The following is a 20229-nucleotide window of genomic DNA, read 5'->3' as shown; positions in this document are numbered from 1 at the left end:
GCGACCAGGGCTTTCGATGGGTGCGGCTAGGCGGCCGCGACCGGACGGCGGCCGGTGCCGAAGAGCTCGGCGGTGGCGTGCGCCCGCTTGAAGTACAGGTGGGCGTCGTGTTCCCAGGTGATGGCGATGCCGCCGTGCAGCTGGATCGTCTCGGCGGCCACGTGGGAGAAGGTCTCGGTGCAGTGCTTGCGGGCGACGTAGACGTCCTCGGCGGCCGAGTCGCTGTTCTCGGCCACGGCCTGGGCGGCGGCCAGTGCCGTCGACTCGGCCGACTCCACCAGCACGTACATATCGGCCATCCGGTGCTTGAGTGCCTGGAAGCTGCCGATCGGCCTGCCGAACTGCACGCGCGAAGCGGTGTATTCCACCGTCATCTCTAGGCAGTGCCGGGCGGCGCCGACCTGCTCGGCGGCCAGCGCGGCCCACGCGATCTCGCGCAGGCGGGTGCGCAGTGCGGCCGGGTCACCGGTGCCGATCCTGGTCGCCGGGGCGTCGGTGAAGGCGATGGCGGCCAGCTTGCGGGTGGGGTCGAGGCCCGGTGTCGGGGTGACGACCACGCCAGGTGCGTCGGCCGTGGTCTCGAACAGGCCGTCGTCGGTGAGCACGAGCAGCAGGTCGGCCTGGGCACCGTGCAGCACGTAATGCGCGGCGCCGTTGAGCTTTCCGTCGCTCGCGCGCACGCCCGCCGAGTCCCAGCCGGTGGCGTCGGCCCAGCACAGCGCCGCCGTGCGCGAGCCCTCGGCCAGGTCCGGCAGCAGCCGGGCGCAGGCCTGCTCGTCGCCCGAGAGCAGGATCGCCTGGACCCCGAGCACGGCGGACCCGAGCATCGGCACCCCCGCCAGCGTGCGGCCCAATTCGCCCACCACCATCAGCGATTCGACCAGCCCGGCACCCGCACCGCCCCATTCCTCCGGCACCGCGAGCGCGGCCACACCGACCTGCTCGCACAGCATGGTCCACAACTTCGGGTCGTACCCGAGGTCGGTGTCCATCGCGGCGCGCACCGCGGCGGGCGTGGCGTGCTTGGCCAGCAGGGCGCGGACGGAGGTGCGGAATTCGAGCAGTTCATTCGATGACATGGGGTTCCTCGGCAGAGTCGGTGATGGTCACCGCGGCGGCGGGTACGGGGAGCGGCATCCGCTTGCCTCAGACCGCCGCGGCAGCGGGTTCGGCCGCGCGCAGTGCGTCGGCGATGCGTCCGCGATGGAAATCGGCGGTGCCCCAGGCGGTGCGCAGGGCCGCCACCTTGGTGATCCACAGTGACAGGTCGCATTCGGCGGTGTAGCCGATGGCGCCGTGCACCTGCAGACCGGCACGCGAGGCGCGGTGGGCGGCATCGCCGCAGGCCACGATGGCTGCCGACACATCGCGAGCGCGATCGCCGGAGTCCAGAGTGAGCGCGGCCCGGTAGAGCAGCGGCTCGGCCAGGTCCAGGGCGATCAGCACGTCGGCGAGTTGCTGTTTCACGGCCTGGAATTCGCCGATCGCGCGGCCGAACTGCTTGCGCTGCTTGGCGTAGGTGGTGGTCTGGTCGAGCAGGGCGCGGCCCGCGCCGAGCAGCTGGGCGGCACAGGCGAGGACGCCGATATCGAAGGCGTAGTCGATGGCGTCCTGAACACCGTCGGCCACGGTCTCGTCGGCCTCGACCTGGAACAGCTTGCGCGCCGGATCGATCGAGGCGATCGGCCCGCCCTGCGATCGGCTTGCATCGGCCGGCTGCTCGTCGCCCGACGGGGTGCGGCGCCCGACGGCCAGCTGTCCGCCGTCCGCGACAAGCACCAGATCGGCGACGTCGGCATCGAGGGCGATGCCGCGCTGCGGACTGCCGAAGCTGACAGTGCCGAGCAGCGCACCGCCCGCGAGCGCGGGCAGCCAGCGCTGCGCGGGCTCGGCATTCGGAAGACGCTGCAGCAGTGCCGGAAGCACCGCGGTCGATTCGATCACCGGGCCCGGCGCCGCGGCGCGGCCCAGCTCGACGAGTGCGACGACGAGGTCGACCGGCGTGGCTTCGGCGCCGTCGTACTGCTCGTCGACGATCAGGCCGAACACACCCATCTCGGCCACCTGCCGCAGCAGCGTGCGCCCCTTGGCGGTGTCGCCCTCGGCCCACGCGCGCACGGCGGCGGGCGTCTGCCCGGCGTCGAGAATCTTGCGCAGCTCGGTGGCGAAATCGAGTTGTTCGGTGCTGAGGGCGAATCTCATCGCTTGCTCTCCCTTGGCAGGCCGAGGATGCGCTCGGCGATGATGTTGCGCTGGATCTCGTTGGTGCCCGCGTAGATCGGGCCCGACAGCGAGAACAGGTAGCCGTCGGTCCACTTACTGGTCAGCTCGGCGGCGGGGCCGAGCAGGTCGAGCCCCGTCTGGTGCATGGCGATGTCGAGCTCGGACCAGAACACCTTGGTGATCGAGGACTCCGCGCCGAGCTGCCCGCCGTCGGTCAGCCGGGTGACGGTGCCGAAGGTGTGCAGCCGGTAGGCCTCGCTGCCGATCCAGGCGTCCACCACCGCATTGCGCGCGGCGGTGTCGGTGGGTTCGGCGGTCTCGGTCCACAGGTCGATCAGCCGCTGCGCGGTCGCGCTGAACCGGCCGGGGCTGCGCAGCGACAGGCCGCGCTCGTTGCTCGAGGTCGCCATCGCGACCCGCCAGCCCTCGTTCGGCGCACCGATCACGTCGCGGTCGGGGACGAAGACGTCGTCGAGGAAGATCTCGGCGAAGCCCGGCTCGCCGTCGAGCTGCGGGATCGGGCGCACGCTCACGCCGTCGGCGGAGAGCGGGAACATCACGTAGGTCAGGCCGTGATGACGCTGCGCCTCGGGGTCGCTGCGGAACAGGCCGAAGGCCCAGTCCGCGTAGGTGGCACGCGAGCTCCAGGTCTTCTGGCCGTTGAGGATCCAGCCGCCCTCGGTGCGCCGCGCGGTCGAGCGCAGGCTCGCCAGGTCGCTGCCCGATTCGGGCTCCGACCAGGCCTGCGCCCAGATGTCGTCACCGCGCGCCATCCGCGGCAGGATCCGGGCCAGCTGCTCTTCGGTGCCGTGCTCGAACAGGGTCGGCGCGAGCAGGAAGATGCCGTTCTGGGCGACTCGCCCCGGCGCACCCGCCGCGTAGTACTCCTGCTCGAACAGGACCCACTCGAGGATGGAGGCATCACGGCCGCCGTACTCGGTGGGCCACGACACCGCCGACAGGCGGGCCTCGGCCAGCTTGGCCTCCCAGGCGCGATGGGCTTCGAATCCCTCCGCCGTATCCATCGAGGGCAGCGGCTCGCTCGGCACATTGGCGGCGAGGAACTCACGCACCTCCAGCTGGAATTCCCGGACTGCCGGGTCGATCTCGAGATCCACTTACTTCGTCCCGTTCTGTTCGGTCGCGGCGCCCTTCATCGAACGGGCATTCATCCCGCCCAGTGAATCGGCGCCGACTTCGGCATTGTGCGCGTGCGCGAAATGGTGCAGCCCGAAGACCGAGTCCATCCCGGTGCGCATTCCCATCAGGTCTTCGGCCTGGTTGACGGCCTTCTTGGTGAGCGCGAGCCCGAATTGCGGCATGGCGGAGATCTTCTCGGCCAGCGCCATCACCTCGGACTCGAGTTCCTCGCGTGGCACGACCCGGTTGACCATGCCCCACTCCTTGGCCTGGGCAGCGCCGAACCGGTCACCGGTGAAGAGGAACTCCTTGGCCGCGCGCGGACCCATCACCCACGGATGCGCGAAGTACTCCACACCCGGAATGCCCATCCGGACAACGGGATCGGAGAAGAAGGCGTCATCGGAGCAGACGATCAGGTCGCACACCCAGGCCAGCATCAGCCCGCCCGCGATACAGGCGCCCTGCACCATCGCGACGGTCGGCTTGGGGATCTCCCGCCAGCGGCGGCACATGCCCAGGTACACCTCGGACTCGCGGGCGAAGCGCTGATCGCCGCCCGCGCGGTCGACGTGGTCCCACCACAGCGCGGCCTTGTTCTCGTAGTGCACATCATGGTCGCGACCCGGCGTGCCGATGTCGTGGCCCGCGCTGAAGTGTTTCCCGTTGCCCGCCAGCACGATCACCTTGACGTCGGGGTCCTCGACGGCCCGCACGAAGGCGGCGTCGAGGGCATAGGTCATCTTCGAGTTCTGCGCGTTACGGAACTCGGGCCGGTTCATGGTGACGACGGCGACCGGTCCGCGCACCTCGTAGGTGACGACCTCGGTTTCGGTTTCGGGACTCACGACTTCTCCTCACGTAGCTCACGCTTGAGCACCTTGCCCGCCGCGCTGTAGGGCAGCTGGTCGCGGAACTCCACGAGCCGGGGCACTTTGAAATTGGCCAATGTGGACGCGGCGAAGGCGATCACCTCGTCCGCGGACAGCGTCGATCCGGCCTTGCGGACGACAACGGCCTTGCCGACCTCGCCCATCCGCTCGTCCGGCACGCCGATGACGGCCGATTCGGCGACGCCGTCGAGCCGGGCCAGGGTCTGCTCGATCTCGGCGGGGTACACGTTGAACCCGCCGGTGATGTACATGTCCTTGAGCCGGTCGGTGATCTTCAGATAGCCGCGCTCGTCGACGATGCCGATGTCGCCGGTGTGCAGCCAGCCGTCGGCATCGATCGCCTCGGCGGTGGCCTCGGGATCGTCGAGGTAGCCCAGCATCACGTTGGGGCCGCGCAGCAATACCTCACCGGCCTCGGACAGGCGCAGTTCGAAGTCGGCGATCGGGCCGCCGCAGGTGTTGGCGATGGTGGCCGCGTCGTCTTCGGGTCGGCACATGGTGCCGAACCCGGCCGACTCGGACAGGCCGTAGGCCGTGATGACCACCTCGAAGTCGAGATCGTCGCGCATCCGCTCGATCAGCACCACCGGCACGGTCGCCGCGCCGGTCACCGCCACCCGCAGCGAGGACAGATCGCGCTCGCCGCGCTGGGGATGCTCGAGGATGGTCTGGTAGATCGTCGGCGGGCCGGTCAGCACGGTGATCTGCTCGGACTCGATCAGCGCCAGCGCGGCGGGCACGTCGAAGGTGGCCTGCGGCACTATCGTGGCCCCGGTGACCAGGCACGCGAGAATGCCCGCCTTGTAGCCGAAGTTGTGGAAGAACGGCGGGATCATCAGGTAGCGATCGCCCGCGCGCAGGGTCGAGCACTCGACCCAGCCGCGCACCACGCCCAGTGCCTGCCGGTGCGCGACGAGCGTGCCCTTGCTGCGGCCGGTGGTGCCAGAGGTGAACAGGATGTCGGAGATGTCGTCGGGGGAGACGGCGTTCGCCCGCTCCTCACCCGCCTCGGCGGTGACGGTCCCGGCCAGCGCGAGCAGCGCCGACCAGCTCAGCGACCCGTCGCCGACGGCGGATTCGCCCTCGACCGGGATCACCACGACGGTGCCGATCTCCAGCTCCGGCGCGGTCTCGCGCAGCTCGGCGGCGCGATCGCGACCGAGGAACGGCCCGGCGACGAACAGCGCCTTCGCGTCCACCCGGACCAGCACATCGGCCGCTTCGGCGGCGACATAACGGGTGTTGAGCGGCACCAGCGCGGCGCCGACCGAGTGCGCGGCCAGCGCCGCGATCACCCAGTGATGGGTATTGGGCGCCCACATCGCGACCCGGTCGCCGCGGTCGATATCGCGGGCGATCAGGGCGCGCGCCGCGATCCGGACCTGGTCGAGCAGGTCGGACCAGGTCAGGCGGGTCGCGCCGTCGATCAGGGCCGGCTCGTGCGGATGCGCCGCGGCGACGTCTCGCAGTGCCTGCGGGGTGGTCTGTGCAGGGGTTGTCACGGGGTCCTCACCAATCGGCTAACAAAGCAAGTGCTTGGTAGGTTATCCTACCGACGTGGGCGTGATCCAGACCTCAGATTCCGATACCGCGACCTCCGACGCGGAGTTTTGCGCGGAAATACGCGACTGGCTGGCCGAAAACCTGGCCGGGGAGTTCCGTGACCTGCGTGGCACCGGCGGGCCGGGGCGTGAGCACGAGTTCTTCGAAGAGCGGCTGGCCTGGGACCGGCACCTCGCCGCGGCGGGCTGGACCTGCCTCGGCTGGCCGGTCGAATGGGGCGGCCGCGGTGCCAGCGTGCGCCAGCAAGTCATCTTCCACGAGGAGTACGCGAAGGCCGACGCGCCCGCGCGGGTCTCGCACGTGGGTGAGGAACTGCTCGGCCCGACGCTGCTGGCCTTCGGTACCGAAGAACAGAAGAAGCGATTCCTGCCGGGCGTGCGCTCGGTGAGCGAGCTGTGGTGCCAGGGCTACTCCGAGCCCGGCGCGGGTTCGGACCTGGCCGCGGTGAGCACCACCGCGCGCCTGGACGGCGACCGCTGGGTGATCAACGGCCAGAAGATCTGGACCTCGCTCGCGCACGTCGCCGACTGGTGCTTCGTCATCGCGCGCACCGAGAAGGGGTCGAGCAGGCACAAGGGCCTGTCCTACCTGCTGGTGCCGATGAATCAGCCGGGCATCGAGGTGCGCCCGATCGAACAGCTCACCGGCACCTCCGAATTCAACGAGGTGTTCTTCGACGATGCCGTCACCGAGGCCGGCCTGGTCGTCGGCGAGCCGGGCGACGGCTGGCGCATCGCCATGGGCACCTTGACCTTCGAGCGTGGCATCTCCACGCTCGGCCAGCAGATCCGCTTCGCCCGCGAACTCGCCGACATCGAGGCGCTGGCCCGGCGGACCGGCGCGGCGGACGACCCGCTGATCGCCGAGCGCATCGACAACGCCTGGGTCGGCCTGCGGGTCCTGCGCGCGCACGCGCTGCGCACCATGAGCGAGGACGTCGACGACGCCGGTGGCGCGTCGGTCTCGAAGTTGTTGTGGGGTAACTGGCATCGCGGGCTCGGCGAACTCGCCATGGCGGTGCAGGGCGCCGCCGGGCTGGTCCTCGGTCCTGACGACATGACCGCATGGCAGCGGCTGTACCTGTTCAGCCGCGCCGACACGATCTATGGAGGTTCGAACGAAGTGCAGCGCAACATCATCGCCGAGCGTGTGCTCGGCCTGCCGCGAGAGGCCCGCCCGTGACCGGCCCACTCTCCGTCCCGCCCCCGTCGATCCCCGGCCACGGCCTGCTGACCGGCCGCAAGGCCGTCATCACCGCCGCCGCGGGTACCGGTATCGGCTCGGCCACCGCGCGCAGGCTGCTGGAAGAGGGCGCTGACGTCGTCGTCTCCGACTGGCACGAGCGCAGGCTCACCGAGACCGCCGAGCTGCTCGCCAAGGAGTTCCCCGAGCGCAAGATCGGCGCCGTGGTCTGTGATGTCCGCGACACCGCGCAGGTGAACCAGCTGCTCACCGACGCCGCCGCCGAACTCGGCCGGATCGACATCATGGTCAACAACGCGGGCCTGGGCGGCGAGACACCGGTGGTCGACATGACCGACGAGCAGTGGGATCAGGTCCTCGACATCACGCTGACCGGCACCTTCCGCTGCACCCGTGCCGCGCTCGGGTACTTCCGGTCGGCAGGCCACGGTGGCGTGATCGTCAACAACGCCAGCGTGCTCGGCTGGCGCGCGCAGCACGGCCAGGCGCACTATGCTGCCGCCAAGGCCGGCGTGATGGCGCTGACCAGGTGCAGTGCGGTGGAGGCCGCCGAGTTCGGGGTGCGGATCAACGCCGTCGCGCCGAGCATCGCGCGGCATCCGTTCCTGGACAAGGTCAGCTCGAGCGAACTGCTCGACGCCCTGAGCGAGCGGGAGGCCTTCGGCCGCGCCGCCGAGCCGTGGGAGATCGCCGCGACGATCGCCATGCTGGCCAGCGACTACACCTCGTACCTGACCGGCGAGGTGGTCTCGGTGAGTAGTCAGCGCGCATGACGAGCGGCCCCCGAGTGCGGAGTTTCCAGAAACCAAGCAAGTGCTTGGTTGTAGGATGACGTCGTGACCGCATCCGACACCGTGAAACGTACTCGCCGCGACGAACTCCTCGACCTCGCCGCGAAGCTGTTCGCCGAACGTGGACTGCGTGCCACCACCGTGCGTGACATCGCCGACTCGGCGGGAATCCTCTCCGGCAGCCTCTACCACCACTTCGACTCCAAGGAGTCGATGGTCGACGAGATCCTGCGCGGCTTCCTCGACGACCTGTTCGGCCGCTACCGCGAGATCGCGGCCGCCGGGCTCAGCTCGCGAGAGACCTTGGAAGCCTTGGTGATCGCCTCCTACCAGGCCTTCGACCGGCACCACGCCGCGGTCGCCATCTACCAGGCCGAGGCCAAGAACCTGCGCGACATCGAGCGTTTCGGCTACATCCGCGACTTCAACACCGAGTTCCGCGACCTGTGGCACAAGGTGCTCACCGCCGGCGTCGCCGACGGCAGCTTCCGGCCCGAACTCGACGTGGAACTGGCCTTCCGCTTCCTGCGCGACACCGTGTGGGTGGCGGTCCGCTGGTACACCCCCGGTGGCGCGATCACCGTGCAAAGCCTTGCCCAGCAATATCTGACCATCGTGCTCGACGGGCTCACCGTGCCCGGGAGCACCGCGAAGTAGGAGTTCCCATGACCGCATCCGCCGAGCGTCGCCCGTACGCCCCGTTGCGTGACGCCTATGTAGTCGATGCGGTGCGTACCGCGGTCGGCAAGCGCGGTGGCGCGCTGGCCGGTGTCCACCCGGCCGATCTCGGCGCCGCCGCCCTGCGCGGGCTGATCGACCGCACCGGCATCGACCCCGCCGTCGTCGACGACGTGATCGTCGGCTGTGTCGACAACATCGGCCCGCAGGCGGGCAATATCGGCCGCACCATGTGGCTGGCCGCCGGCTACCCCGAGGCCGTCCCCGGTGTCACCGTCGACCGGCAGTGTGGTTCCAGCCAGCAGGCGATCAACTTCGGCGCCCAGGCCATCATGAGCGGCACGGCCGAGGTCATCGTCGCAGGCGGCGTGCAGAACATGAGCGCCATCCCGATCTCGGCCGCCATGCTCGCGGGCAAGGAGTACGGCTTCGATTCGCCGTTCCTCGGCGCCACCGGCTGGGACCAGCGGTACGGCACCGAGGAGGTCTCGCAGTTCCGTGGCGCGCAGCTGATCGCGGAGAAGTGGGGCATCACCCGCGAGGACATGGAGCGCTGGGCGCTGCGCAGCCACGAGCGCGCGCGGGCCGCGATCGCCGACGGCCGCTTCGAGGCCGAGATCGTGCCGGTCGGCGACTTCCGCGTGGACCAGGGTCCGCGCGAGACCAGCATGGAGAAGATGGCGAGCCTGCAACCGCTGGCCGAGGGCAGCCCGCTCACCGCGGCTGTCGCCAGCCAGATCTCCGACGGCGCGAGCGCGACCCTGCTCGCCTCGGAATGGGCCGTCAAGGAGTACGGGCTCACCCCGCGCGCCCGCATCCACCACGTCAGCGCGCGCGGAGCCGACCCGATCTTCATGCTCAGCGCGCCGATCCCGGCCACCCAGTGGGCGCTGGAGAAGACCGGCCTGACCATCGACGACATCGACGTCATCGAGATCAACGAGGCCTTCGCGCCGGTGGTGCTGGCCTGGATCAAGGAGATCGGCGCCGATCCGGCGAAGGTGAACGTCAACGGCGGCGCCATCGCACTGGGCCACCCGCTCGGCGCGACCGGCGCCAAGCTGTTCGCCACCCTGCTGCACGAGCTGGAGCGGGTGAACGGTCGCTACGGCCTGCTCACCATCTGTGAGGGTGGCGGCACCGCGAACGTGACGATCATCGAGCGGCTGGACGCGGACAAGTAGTCCGGACGAAGGTCTAGTGGTCCTCGGCGGATTCCGCCGGGGACCACACTTCGTTCACTGGTCGAAGCGCGCGGGTCGTCCGGGCCTACGATGGACCGGGTGAAGGTGCTCGGTGCGTGCCCGCTCGATTGCCCCGACGCGTGCTCATGGGTGGTGACCGTCGAGGACGGGGCGGCCACCGGGCTGCGGGGGAACAAGGAGCACCCGGTGACCCGTGGCGCGTTGTGCGTCAAGGTCAATCGCTATCTCGAGCAGGTCGGCTCGCCCGACCGGCTGCGCTATCCGCTGCGCCGGGTCGGGCCCAAGGGCTCGGGCCGCTTCGAGCGGATCAGCTGGGACGACGCGCTCGACGAGATCGCCACCCGGCTCACCGGCATCGTCGACGAATTCGGCGGCGAGGCGATCTGGCCGTTCCACGGCACCGGCAGCCTCGGCTACCTACAGGGTCTCGAGGGCTATCCCGGCCGGCGGATGTTCAACGTCCTCGGCGCCTCGCACCACGCCGCGACGATCTGCTCGGTCGCGGGCGGCACCGGCCTGCGCTACACGCTCGGTACCTCCGGCGGCATGGATCCCGAGGACTTCGCCAAGTCGGAGCTGATCCTGCTGTGGGGCACCAACCCGCTCACCTCCGGCCACCACCTGTGGAAGTTCGTGCAGGACAGCGGGGCCTACCTGGTGTCGATCGACCCGGTGCGCACCAAGACCTCCGAACGCTGTGACGAGCACATCGCGCCGCTGCCCGGCACCGATGCCGCGCTCGCGCTCGGGCTGCTGCACGTCATCGTCTCGCTCGGCGCGCAGGACGAGCGCTTCATCGCCGAGCACACCGAGGGCTGGCCCGAATTCCGCTACCGGGTCATGGAATTCACCCCGGAGCGCACCGCGGCGATCACCGGCGTGCCGCGGGAGCGGATCGTCGCGCTCGGTGAGCGGATCGCCCGCACCAGGCCGACCGCCATCCGCGCTTCCCAAGGCATGCAGCGGCACGCGGGCGGCGGTATGGCATTGCGGGTGCTGGCTTGTCTGCCCGGCGTCACCGGCGACTGGGCGATTCCCGGTGGGGGACTGCACTATTCGACCAGCGGCCACTTCCGGCTCGACGACGCGGCGCTGGTCCGCGACGACCTCTTGCCGCACCCGGTCCGCACCCTGTCGATGACCCGGCTCGGCGAAGCCCTGCTCGAGACCGAGGATCCGCCGGTCAAAGCACTGTTCGTGATCGGCGCGAATCCGGTCGGCTCCAACCCCGACCAGCGCCGGGTGATCGACGGACTCTCCCGCGACGACCTGTTCACCGTCGTGCTCGAGCACTTCGGCACCGACACCGTCGACTACGCCGACATCGTCCTGCCCGCCACCATGCAGCCCGAACACCTCGACGTGATCGCGGGCTACGGCCACCTCTACCTGGTCTGGAACGAACCCGCCGTCGAACCGCCGGGCGAATGCCTGTCCACCACCGAGACCTTCCGCAGGCTCTCGCGCCGCCTCGGTCTCACCGAACCGGCGCTCTACGACTCCGACGAGGAACTGGCCAGGCAACTGCTGAAGGGCCACGACCTGGACCGGCTCCGGGCCGACGGCTTCCTGAAGATCCAGCCCGGCTCCGTTCCGGCAGGCAAACTGCAATTCGTCTCGGCGCGTGCCGAACTGGCCGGACACGATCCGCTCCCGGACTACACGCCACCGGCCGACCGGGGTGACGGACTGGTGCTGATCTCCGCCGCCTCGCACTACTTCCTGAACACCTCCTTCGGCGGCAACCCCGAATTGCGGCGCCGGGCGGGCGAATCCACCATCACGTTGCATCCCGACGACGCGGGCGCCCGCGGTATCGCCGACGGTGCGCCGGTGCTGGTGTCCAACGCGCGCGGGTCGTTCGAGGCCGTGGCCGAGGTGTCGGACCGGGTCCGGCCGGGTGTCGCGGGGACGACGAAGGGCCGCTGGGCCAAGTTCACCAACGGCGCCACCGTCAACGCGACCATCGCCGAACGGGATTCGGACTACGGCGGCGGCGCGGTGTTCCACGACAACCGCGTCGAGGTGCGTCCCCGCTGACGTGACTCCGCCGGTGCATCTGCCCGGCACCGCGCCGACGCGCTCCGAGCCGAAAAGAGCACCGGACCCGATGCGCACCTCGTGAGTGCGGCACCGGGTCCGGTGTTCGATCGCCCCATGGGACCGACGGTTGGCTCTGGGCCGTCGATCGGGGCGAGCTTGTGGAGGGAGCCGGGTACGGCTCCGGGTCAGTGGGACTCGGCGGCGGGCTCGACGGTCAGCGCCGAGATCGCCTCGATCCGGGCGACGGCGTCGGTGACGATCCCGTCGATGAGCTCGGCCACGGTCGGCAGGCTGTCGATGATGCCGGTGACCTGGCCCGCGGGCAGCACGCCCGCATCCGTGCGGCCCTCGACGAGACCGGCCTTGGTCAGCATCGCCGAGTTCGCCGCCATCACGACCTGGGACCAGCTGAGGTCCTTGGTCTTGCGCATCGCCAGGCCGTCGCGCATCAGCGTCGACCACTTCATGCCGGTCATGGACTTGAACTTGGCCGCATTGCCGACCGCCGCGGACAGGCCGCGCCAGCCGCCGGAGTGCTCCAGCTTCTCGACCAGTTCGGTGTTCAGCATCCGGTGCGGCATGCCGTCGACCTTCACCGACACCACCGTGTCCTGCAGACCGCGCGCCAGGTACTCCTGCTTCACTGCCTCGGGGACGGTGCTCTCCTGGGTCAGCAGGAAGCGGGTGCCCATGGCGACACCGGCCGCGCCGTAGGACAGCGCGGCGGCCAGGCCGCGACCGTCGAAGAAGCCGCCCGCCGCGATCACCGGGATGTCGACCGCGTCGAGCACCGACGGCAGCAGCAGCGTGGTGGCGACCGGGCCGGTGTGCCCACCGCCCTCGCCGCCCTGCACGATGACCGCGTCGGCGCCCCAGGAGGCCACCTTCACCGCGTGCTTGGCGGCGCCGATCGAGGGCACCACCACGACACCGGCGTCCTTGAGCTTGGCGATGAGGTCCTGCTTCGGCGCGAGCGCGAAGGAGGCGACCTTGACCTGCTCGCGGATGAGCAGGTCGATGCGCTCGGTGGCGTCGGTCGCGTCGGCGCGGATGTTCACGCCGAACGGCTTGGCGGTGAGCGACTTGGTCTTGGCGATCGCCGCCTCGAGCTCCTCGAAGGTCATCGTGGCCGAGGCCAGGATGCCGAGGCCGCCCGCGTTGGCGGTGGCCGCGACCAGGCGCGGACCGGCGACCCAGCCCATGCCGGTCTGCACGACCGGATGCTCGATACCGACCAGCTCCGTCAGGGGAGTCCGCAGCCGCGCGCTCACGCCGCCACTTCCTTCTCACGGAAACCCTTGGGGTCGAGCACAGTACGGATGATCCGCAGCTCGTCCTCGGTGGGCAGCCTGGTCTCGCCCGCGGTGCCCAGCTCGGCCACCTCGAAGGAGGTGTTCTCGGCGACCTCGTCGGCGCTCACGCCCGGGTGCAGCGACAGCGCGCGCAGGGTGTGGTCGGGACCGTTGAAATCGAACACGCCCAGGTTGGTCACCACCCGGTGCAGGTGGTGGAAGCGGTAGGCCGGGTTCTCGGGATCGATGCGGTCGTAGCCGACGCCGGAGATGATGTCGACCTTGTCGACGAACACTCGCCTGTTGTGCCGGGGCACGAAGTAGCTGGTGGCGTGGTTGATGGTGTTGCCCGGCGCGCCGCGCACACCGAACATCTGCCGGGTCGGCTGCTGCAGCGGACCGAAGGCCGACAGGTTCTGGTTGCCGAACCGGTCGATCTGGTTGGCGCCCATCACCACGTGCCGACGGCCGGAGGCGACCACATCGAACACCTTGGAGAACGGAATCCAGCCCTCCACAGGGGCTTTCGCGCCGATCGCCGGAACCTCGGCGAAGAACAGCGCCTCGCCGTCGGACAGCAGCAGGTCGGGTTCGAAGGTGAGCCGGGCCAGCCGGGCACCGATGGTGGTGACCGTCGACATCGGGCTCGCCATGATCTCACCGGCCCCGCGGAAGATCTCCGCGGCGGCGACGACGCAGACCTCAGCACGAGTAATGCGCCCGCCCGTCTCCCGGCCGCCACCCCTCACGGAATCGCCTAGCGATGCTGTACTCATTTCTGCTCCTCGGCGAAAGCGTGGACGGCGGACTGGTATTCGTCCTCGGAGACATCCAGGTAGCGGGCCTTGAACTCGGCCCACGACTCGGGCGTCTGCGCGGCGGCCACATAGTGCTTCTGGAACTTCTCGTCGCGGCCGTAGCTGCCGGAGAAGGTGAAGTGCGCACCGCCGGGCGATTCGACGACCCCGTCGACGAGCATCCGGTTGAGGATGATCGCCTGCTGCGGAACGGCTTTCACCAGCTCGTCGGTCTCGACGAGGCGATCCACCGAGACGTAGCGCCGCTCGGCGGCCAGGCAGTACAGGTCGTCGAAGTACGGGTCGACGCCGGTGTAGGCGGCATTGCCGTGCTTGTCGGCCAGGTCCAGGTGCACGAAGGCGGCGTCGAGGGTGAGCGCGGGCATCGCCACGAGCGTCTCGGTCCTGCCGTCGGCGGCCGGGTAGGGCGACTGGATCGTCTTCAGCTCGCCGTCCCAGAAGTCGATCACCGACGAACCGAGACCCGCCCGGATCGGCAGGAACGGCAGCCGGGCCGCGGCGGCCTGCAGGCCGCACTTCACCATGCCCTCGTCCATCTCGCGCACGGTGATCGCGCCCTCGGTGCGCGCCTTGGCGAACCACGGATCGTAGAAGGGCGCCGAATCCAGCGAGACGAAGCCGTAGTACGCCTTGCGCACCTTGCCCGCCGAGCACAGCAGACCCAGGTCGGGACCGCCGTAGGTGACCACGGTCAGATCGGTGACATCCGAGCGCAGCAGCGCGCGCACCAGCGCCATCGGCTTGCGCCGGGAACCCCAGCCGCCGATGCCGATGGTCATGCCGCTGCGCAGCTCGCCGACGACCTCGTCGAGCGTCATTCTCTTGTCGCGCATGGCGCCTACTTCTCCTTCTTCTGCGCGGCGAGATCGTCGTCGAAACGCGCCCTGATCTCGTCGGCGACCCCGGCGAGGTTGAGCTCCATGGTGAAGCCCTGCTCGTAGCGGTAGGAGCGGTGCACGTCCTGCACGTCGATGCCGTTGAGCGCGCGCTTGGCGGCACGGATCACGCGGCCGTCCTTGTTCGCGATGTTCTTGGCGACCTCCATGGCCGCGGCGTCGAGTTCGGCACGCGGCACCACCTGGTACACCGAGCCGTAGTGGTGCAGCTGCTGGGCGGTGAGCTTGCCCGCGGTGTAGAACATGGTCCGCATCAGGTGCTGGGGGACCAGGCGCGCCAGGTGGGTGGCCGCGCCGAGCGCGCCACGGTCCACTTCGGGCAGGCCGAAGGTGGCGTCGTCGGAGGCGATGATGACATCGGAGTTGCCGACCAGCCCGATGCCGCCGCCCAGGCAGAAGCCGTTGACGGCGGTGACCACGGGGACCTGGCAGTCGTAGACGGCCGCGAAGGCCTCGAAGCAGCCGTGGTTGGCGCGGATCAGCGCGGTATGGCCGGTGTCGGCGTTCATCTCCTTGATGTCGACGCCGGCGTTGAAGCCACGGCCCTCGGCCCGCAGCACGACCACCCGGGTCTCCGGATTACGGCCTGCCTCCCGGATCGCATCGGCCAGGGCGAACCAACCGTCGGACGGCAGTGCGTTGACCGGCGGGTAGTCGACTGTGACGACTTCGACGCCCTCGGTTTCGGTGTGACGGTTTATCCCCATCGCAAGTCCTGGTGCTCGTTCATTCCGTTATCCCCATCGTGCGCGCCTCGGGCGAACCCGAGACAAAGCAAGCAATTGCTTGGTAGGTTAGCACGGTGGCTGTAGAAATCGACCTTTCCGAGCAGATCGTTCTGGTGACGGGTGGCGTGCGCGGTGTCGGCGCCGGCATCAGCCGGGCCTTCCTCGCCGCGGGCGCGACCGTGCTGACCTGCGCCCGCAGGCCCGCCGACGAACCGATCACGGTGGGGGAGCGCAGCACGGAACACCTCACCTGCGATGTGCGTGATGTCGACACGGTGTCGGCGATGTTCGCCGAGATCCTGGCCAGGCACGGCCGGATCGACCATGTGGTGAACAACGCGGGCGGCGCGCCCTTCGCGATGGCCGATGCCGCGAGCCCCAAGTTCCACGCCAAGATCGTGGAGCTGAATCTGCTCGCGCCCCTGCTGATCTCCCAGCAGGCCAATGCGGTGATGCAGAAGCAGGACGCGGGTGGCTCGATCGTGATGATCACCAGTGTCAGCGGGCATCGGCCCTCGCCGGGCACCGCCGCCTACGGCGCGGCCAAGGCGGGCCTGGACAACCTGGCGTCCTCGCTGGCCGTCGAATGGGCGCCCAAGGTCCGGGTGAACTCCGTGGTCGTCGGGCCGGTCGAGACCGAACTCAGTCACCTGCACTACGGCGATGCCGACGGCGTGGCCGCGGTCGCCAAGACCGTGCCGATGGGCAGACTGGCCAGCCCGGCCGACGTCGGCGGCGCCGCGCTCTTCCTCGCCTCACCCCTGGCCGCCCACGTCAGCGGCGCCACCCTGCTCGTGCACGGCGGCGGCGAACGCCCGGCCTTCCTGGACGCCGCCACCGCCAACCACTAGACCGAACCGATAGACACAGGAGCTTTCATATGGACGACCAGCAGTTGATCTGCGCGGGCCGCACCGTCATCGTCACCGGCGCGGGCCGGGGGATCGGCCGCGCGCACGCGCTCGCCTTCGCCGCCGCGGGCGCGCGCGTGGTGGTCAACGACGTCGGCACCGCGCTCGACGGCGCCGAGACCACCGAGACCCCGGCCCAGCAGGTCGTCGACGAGATCGTCGCCGCCGGTGGCGAGGCCGTCGCCAACTACGACGATGTCGCCGATTGGGAGGGCGCCCGTCGCCTGATCCGCCAGGCCGTCGACACCTTCGGTGGCCTCGACGTGCTGGTGAACAATGCCGGCTTCGTGCGCGACCGCATGCTGGTCAACCTGGGCGAGGACGAGTGGGACGCGGTGGTCCGCGTGCACCTCAAGGGCCACTTCGCCACCATGCGGCACGCGGCCGAGTACTGGCGCGGAGAGGCGAAGGCGGGTCGTCCGGTCGATGCCCGCGTGATCAACACCAGCTCCGGCGCCGGTCTGCAGGGCAGCGTCGGCCAGGGCAACTATGGCGCGGCCAAGGCCGGTATCGCCGGTCTCACCCTCACCGCGTCGGCCGAGTTCGGCCGCTACGGCGTCACGGTGAACGCGATCGCGCCCGCCGCCCGCACCCGGATGACCGAGACGGTCTTCGCCGACACCATGGCTGCCCCCGATTCCGGCTTCGACGCCATGGCGCCGGAGAACATCTCCCCGCTCGTCGTGTGGCTCGGCAGCACCGAGTCGGCCGGGGTGACCGGCCGGATGTTCGAGGTAGAGGGCGGAAAGGTGGCGCTCGCGCAGGGCTGGCGCCACGGTGCTCCGGTCGACCGCGGTGCCCGCTGGAACCCGGCGGAGCTGGGACCGGTGGTGGCCGAACTGATCGAGAAGAGCGTCGAGCCGGAACCGGTGTACGGCGCATAGCAAACTCATGGAGCGCAGGCCGGGAAACCTCCCCGGCCTGCGCTTATGGCATGTCACACCCGTTAATGAGGCTGGACGGCTCTTGCTCTCTCCTGCGTGGAAGCGACAGTGGGTTTACTATGGGCTACTGTTCGTCGAGCCCGGAATGTGTCGCGACCGGGGGTAATGCTGCGCTGACCGGATGAGGGGATGACAAGCGCATGGCCGTTGGTCGCATCTTGCGCGTACTTGCCGCTGCGAGCGTGCTGACCGGCTCTGCTCTGCTCGGGCCTGCCCTCGCCGTCGCCGCACCGGAAAAGCCGCCGACTCCCGCCGCCCAAGCACCGGGAAGTGGCAGTAATGGACAGGGCAACGGTGGCCAGGGCAATACCGGCCACGGCAATGGCAATGGCAAGCCCGCCGAGCTGAGGCTGCCCAGCGGCTCCGGTGACGGCGGCCATGGCAACAACGGCCAAGGCAACAACGGCCAGGCCCCCGTCGATCCCCAGCACCCCGCTGGTGCGCCCGTCGCCGGTGAAGGCGAGTGGCAGCCGCTGAATATCCCCGGCCAGTCGACCCATGACATTCCGAAGAAGGACGTCGCCGGCTCCGGTTCCGCCTCGGGCTCCGCTGCCGCCGGTTCGGCCGCGGGCGCGGGTTCGGCCGCTGCGGCCGCTGTCCTCGGCACCGGCTCCGCGGGTCTCGGCCTGCTGCTCGGCAGCGGCTCGGCCGGTGTCGGCGCCATCCTCGGTACCGGTTCGGCCGGGGTCGCGGCGGTCCTCGGCACGGGTTCGGCAGGCGCCGCCGCCGTCCTCGCAACCGGATCGGCAGGTGCGGCCGCAGTGCTCGGTACCGGTTCGGCCGCGGTCGGTTCAGCCGCGGCGGGCACCGGTTCCGCCGCGCTCGGCGTGGGTTCGGCCGTCCTCGGAACCGGTTCTGCCGCAGTGGGTTCGGCCGGTGTCGGCTCGGCCGCGGTCGGCTCCGCCGGTACCGGTTCGGCCGCGGTCGGCTCGGCCGCCGTCGGTTCCGCCGCGGTGGGCTCGGCCTCGCCGCTGCTCCTGCTGCTGATCCCGATCCCCTCTGCCCCGGCCGCGCCCGCGTTGCCGCCGATCGCGATTCCACCCTCACCCGCCGCGCCGTCGGCACCGAATGTGGCTGTGGCAGAGCCGGTTCCGGCCGCCGCACCGCCCGCCGTCGAGGCGCCCGCAGCGCCGCCCGCGGCGGCCGCGCCTGCCCCGGCGGCCACGCCGAATCACGCGTTCAAGCCCACCAGCGACAACAGCGGGCTGCCCGAACCGAAACTGCTGTCGGTGATCGGCGGCCTGATCGCATTGGCGCTGGCCGGAACCGGCTCGGGCGCAGTGAGTTTCCAAGGTGCCGCGGCAGCCCAGGCACGGGTGAACGCGGCGCGTGCCGAGTTCTTCGGACCGAGGTCGTGAGGGGATCTTCGATGAGCAAGAGCAAGACCCAGAGCACCTCCAGGTCCTATCGCCGCGTCGCCGCCGCCGTGGACGCGGTGTGCGCGGTCGCCGCCGACTACGACGCGACCACCCTCGATGAGGTCGTCGCGGCGATCTCGCTCGAGCGCAAGCGCGAAATCGAGATCACCAGTGCGCCATTGGGTCCCGGCGTCTGTGGTCAGCGCCGGTTCTACCCGGAACGCGACATCATCGTCCTCGCCGACGCCCTCCCCAGTCGCGACCACACCCTCGCGCACGAACTGGGCCACATCGTCTTCGACCACGAGGGCGCGCCCGCGGTGGAGACGACGCTCGAGGTCAGCGACGACCTGATCGCCTACATGCTCAGCCAGCGGGCGCACGCGCAGATCGTCGACGACGGCGCCGACGATCTCGCCGAGTGGGAGGCCGAGACCTTCGCGGCCATGCTCATGACCCGGCTGCGCGTGTTCAACAACCGGGGCGCGGGCGTCTCGGTCCTTCGATTCGATGAGGCACTCGGATGACACTCTGGTTGACAGCCCTGCTGGTCTGGGTTGCCGCGGGTGCGCGAGTGGGTCGCGTACTGGTCAAGCCCGCGACGACCGCCCGCGTGGCCATCGTCGTCGCGGTTGCCGCCGTCGCGCTCGCGGCGACCGTCGCGATTCCCGATATCGCGGTGGCCGTCGACAATCTGCTCCCCGGCGGCCTGCGCAGCGGCTGGTTGTCCACCGGCCTCGTCGATTCGGCGTGGATTCTGTTCACCACGGCCACCTCGGTGGTCGCCTCGGCCGCGTGGCCGGTGGTGTCGCGCCGCAATCTGCGCCAGATCGCGATGGTGGTCTACAGCATCGGCGCGCTCGCGATCGCGATCACCCTGGCCTGGTCGTTCACCTTCGGCTGGATCGTGGTCGCGCTCGGCGCGGTCTTCATCGTGACCACCGGACTGCGCAACCTCGACTGGACGACATTGGGTCGCGGCATCGCGATCTACACCGCCGGAACGGCTTTGGTCGCGGTGCTCGCGGTCGCCAACGCGGGCCGCGGTTTCCGGAACGCCGAGCCGACGCCGCCCGGCGAGCCGGCCTGGGGCTGGCAGGCCTGGGAGATCGCCTGCCTGCTGATCGCGTTCGGCGCGGTGTCGATCGTGGTCGAGTTGTGGTGGCGGGCCAGGATCCTGCTGCGCCGGATCCGGCCGCTGCACACACTGATGGTCGGGCGCTTCCCCGATGTGGTCGCCCCCGAGCAGAACGCCACGTCGACGCAGTTGAAGGCGTCCGACCACGTGGCGCAGGTAATGGACGCGCTCTACCTGCTCTCCGGCAGTGGCATCGTCATCCCGGCGGCGGGTGAGCCGCCTGCCTCGGTGCCGGCGCGGGCCGCGGTCGTCGCCGAGTGGACGCGAGATCCGTTGGGGGACTTGTTCGTCGACGCGCGCTGGATCGCGCCGCCACCGGGTGTGAGCCCGCGCGGCTGGGTACTGGCGATCGCGGCCGAGTACGACACCGCCGTCGCCGCGGCGGGCTGAGCTACAGCACTACAG

Annotated in this window: 19 protein-coding genes; 10 read left to right on the top strand and 9 right to left on the bottom strand. The window is 70.0% G+C overall.

The window, feature by feature from the left end; genetic code table 11:
• Positions 1–26: 26 nt before the first annotated feature.
• The 5 genes from ACFVAV_RS24335 to ACFVAV_RS24315 all read right to left on the bottom strand — a co-directional run bounded on the left by ACFVAV_RS24335 (position 27) and on the right by ACFVAV_RS24315 (position 5758).
• Positions 27–1079, bottom strand: a complete 1053-nt coding sequence (locus ACFVAV_RS24335; RefSeq protein ID WP_379037479.1) for an acyl-CoA dehydrogenase family protein — start codon at positions 1077–1079, stop codon at positions 27–29.
• Positions 1080–1146: 67 nt separating this feature from the next.
• Positions 1147–2202, bottom strand: coding sequence for an acyl-CoA dehydrogenase family protein (locus tag ACFVAV_RS24330; protein WP_379037478.1), 1056 nt, complete (start codon positions 2200–2202; stop codon positions 1147–1149).
• The gene (locus ACFVAV_RS24325; RefSeq protein WP_379037477.1) at positions 2199–3341 is read right to left on the bottom strand and encodes an acyl-CoA dehydrogenase family protein; all 1143 of its coding nucleotides are present in this window, start codon (positions 3339–3341) and stop codon (positions 2199–2201) included. Before ACFVAV_RS24325 ends, ACFVAV_RS24330 begins: the two co-directional genes overlap by 4 nt.
• Positions 3342–4211, bottom strand: a complete 870-nt coding sequence (locus tag ACFVAV_RS24320; protein WP_379037476.1) for an enoyl-CoA hydratase — start codon at positions 4209–4211, stop codon at positions 3342–3344. It abuts the gene before it with no gap.
• Entirely contained in the window at positions 4208–5758 is a 1551-nt protein-coding gene (locus tag ACFVAV_RS24315; protein WP_379037475.1) for a FadD3 family acyl-CoA ligase, read from the bottom strand. The genes ACFVAV_RS24320 and ACFVAV_RS24315 overlap by 4 nt, the downstream gene beginning before the upstream one ends.
• Positions 5759–5813: 55 nt before the next feature.
• On the opposite strand from ACFVAV_RS24315, the gene ACFVAV_RS24310 reads away from it, so the two are divergent.
• The 5 genes from ACFVAV_RS24310 to ACFVAV_RS24290 all read left to right on the top strand — a co-directional run bounded on the left by ACFVAV_RS24310 (position 5814) and on the right by ACFVAV_RS24290 (position 11736).
• Complete coding sequence (locus ACFVAV_RS24310) at positions 5814–7001, top strand: acyl-CoA dehydrogenase family protein (RefSeq protein WP_379037474.1); 1188 nt, start codon at positions 5814–5816, stop codon at positions 6999–7001.
• On the top strand, positions 6998–7795 hold the full coding sequence (locus tag ACFVAV_RS24305; RefSeq protein WP_379037472.1) for an SDR family oxidoreductase: 798 nt from the start codon (positions 6998–7000) through the stop codon (positions 7793–7795). The genes ACFVAV_RS24310 and ACFVAV_RS24305 overlap by 4 nt, the downstream gene beginning before the upstream one ends.
• 63 nt (positions 7796–7858) lie before the next feature.
• Positions 7859–8470 carry a TetR/AcrR family transcriptional regulator gene (locus ACFVAV_RS24300; protein WP_379037471.1) on the top strand — a complete coding sequence of 204 codons (612 nt, stop codon included), beginning with the start codon at positions 7859–7861 and terminating at the stop codon, positions 8468–8470.
• Positions 8471–8514: 44 nt separating this feature from the next.
• A complete protein-coding gene (locus ACFVAV_RS24295; RefSeq protein WP_379037594.1) occupies positions 8515–9675 on the top strand; it encodes an acetyl-CoA C-acetyltransferase in 1161 nt (386 codons plus the stop codon).
• Between the two features lie 99 nt (positions 9676–9774).
• Positions 9775–11736, top strand: a complete 1962-nt coding sequence (locus ACFVAV_RS24290; protein WP_379037469.1) for a molybdopterin-dependent oxidoreductase — start codon at positions 9775–9777, stop codon at positions 11734–11736.
• 188 nt (positions 11737–11924) lie between these two features.
• On the opposite strand, the gene ACFVAV_RS24285 is transcribed toward ACFVAV_RS24290, so the two are convergent.
• Genes ACFVAV_RS24285 through ACFVAV_RS24270 form a run of 4 tightly spaced genes read right to left on the bottom strand, consistent with a single transcriptional unit; the run spans position 11925 to position 15452 of the window.
• Complete coding sequence (locus tag ACFVAV_RS24285; protein WP_379037468.1) at positions 11925–13010, bottom strand: NAD(P)H-dependent flavin oxidoreductase; 1086 nt, start codon at positions 13008–13010, stop codon at positions 11925–11927.
• Positions 13007–13807 (bottom strand): CoA-transferase subunit beta, encoded by an 801-nt coding sequence (locus ACFVAV_RS24280; protein WP_379037467.1) that lies wholly within the window; start codon positions 13805–13807, stop codon positions 13007–13009. Before ACFVAV_RS24280 ends, ACFVAV_RS24285 begins: the two co-directional genes overlap by 4 nt.
• On the bottom strand, positions 13804–14682 hold the full coding sequence (locus ACFVAV_RS24275) for a CoA transferase subunit A (protein WP_379037465.1): 879 nt from the start codon (positions 14680–14682) through the stop codon (positions 13804–13806). Before ACFVAV_RS24275 ends, ACFVAV_RS24280 begins: the two co-directional genes overlap by 4 nt.
• Positions 14683–14687: 5 nt before the next feature.
• Positions 14688–15452, bottom strand: coding sequence for an enoyl-CoA hydratase family protein (locus ACFVAV_RS24270; RefSeq protein WP_378846455.1), 765 nt, complete (start codon positions 15450–15452; stop codon positions 14688–14690).
• 95 nt (positions 15453–15547) lie between these two features.
• Between ACFVAV_RS24270 and ACFVAV_RS24265 the strand changes: the two genes are divergently transcribed.
• The 5 genes from ACFVAV_RS24265 to ACFVAV_RS24245 all read left to right on the top strand — a co-directional run bounded on the left by ACFVAV_RS24265 (position 15548) and on the right by ACFVAV_RS24245 (position 20214).
• Complete coding sequence (locus tag ACFVAV_RS24265) at positions 15548–16324, top strand: SDR family oxidoreductase (RefSeq protein WP_379037463.1); 777 nt, start codon at positions 15548–15550, stop codon at positions 16322–16324.
• 29 nt (positions 16325–16353) lie between these two features.
• The gene (locus ACFVAV_RS24260) at positions 16354–17268 is read left to right on the top strand and encodes an SDR family oxidoreductase (protein ID WP_379037462.1); all 915 of its coding nucleotides are present in this window, start codon (positions 16354–16356) and stop codon (positions 17266–17268) included.
• Between the two features lie 200 nt (positions 17269–17468).
• Positions 17469–18686, top strand: a complete 1218-nt coding sequence (locus tag ACFVAV_RS24255; protein ID WP_379037461.1) for a hypothetical protein — start codon at positions 17469–17471, stop codon at positions 18684–18686.
• Positions 18687–18697: 11 nt separating this feature from the next.
• Entirely contained in the window at positions 18698–19213 is a 516-nt protein-coding gene (locus tag ACFVAV_RS24250; protein ID WP_379037459.1) for an ImmA/IrrE family metallo-endopeptidase, read from the top strand.
• Positions 19210–20214 (top strand): hypothetical protein, encoded by a 1005-nt coding sequence (locus tag ACFVAV_RS24245; RefSeq protein ID WP_379037458.1) that lies wholly within the window; start codon positions 19210–19212, stop codon positions 20212–20214. Before ACFVAV_RS24250 ends, ACFVAV_RS24245 begins: the two co-directional genes overlap by 4 nt.
• The last annotated feature ends 15 nt before the right edge of the window (positions 20215–20229 follow it).

It is taken from the genome of Nocardia sp. NPDC057663, assembly GCF_042799895.1.
In the GTDB taxonomy this organism is placed as follows: Bacteria; Actinomycetota; Actinomycetes; order Mycobacteriales; family Mycobacteriaceae; genus Nocardia.
The sequence above is the reverse complement of the archived record's forward strand: the minus strand, read 5'-3'. Positions and strand labels throughout refer to the sequence as shown.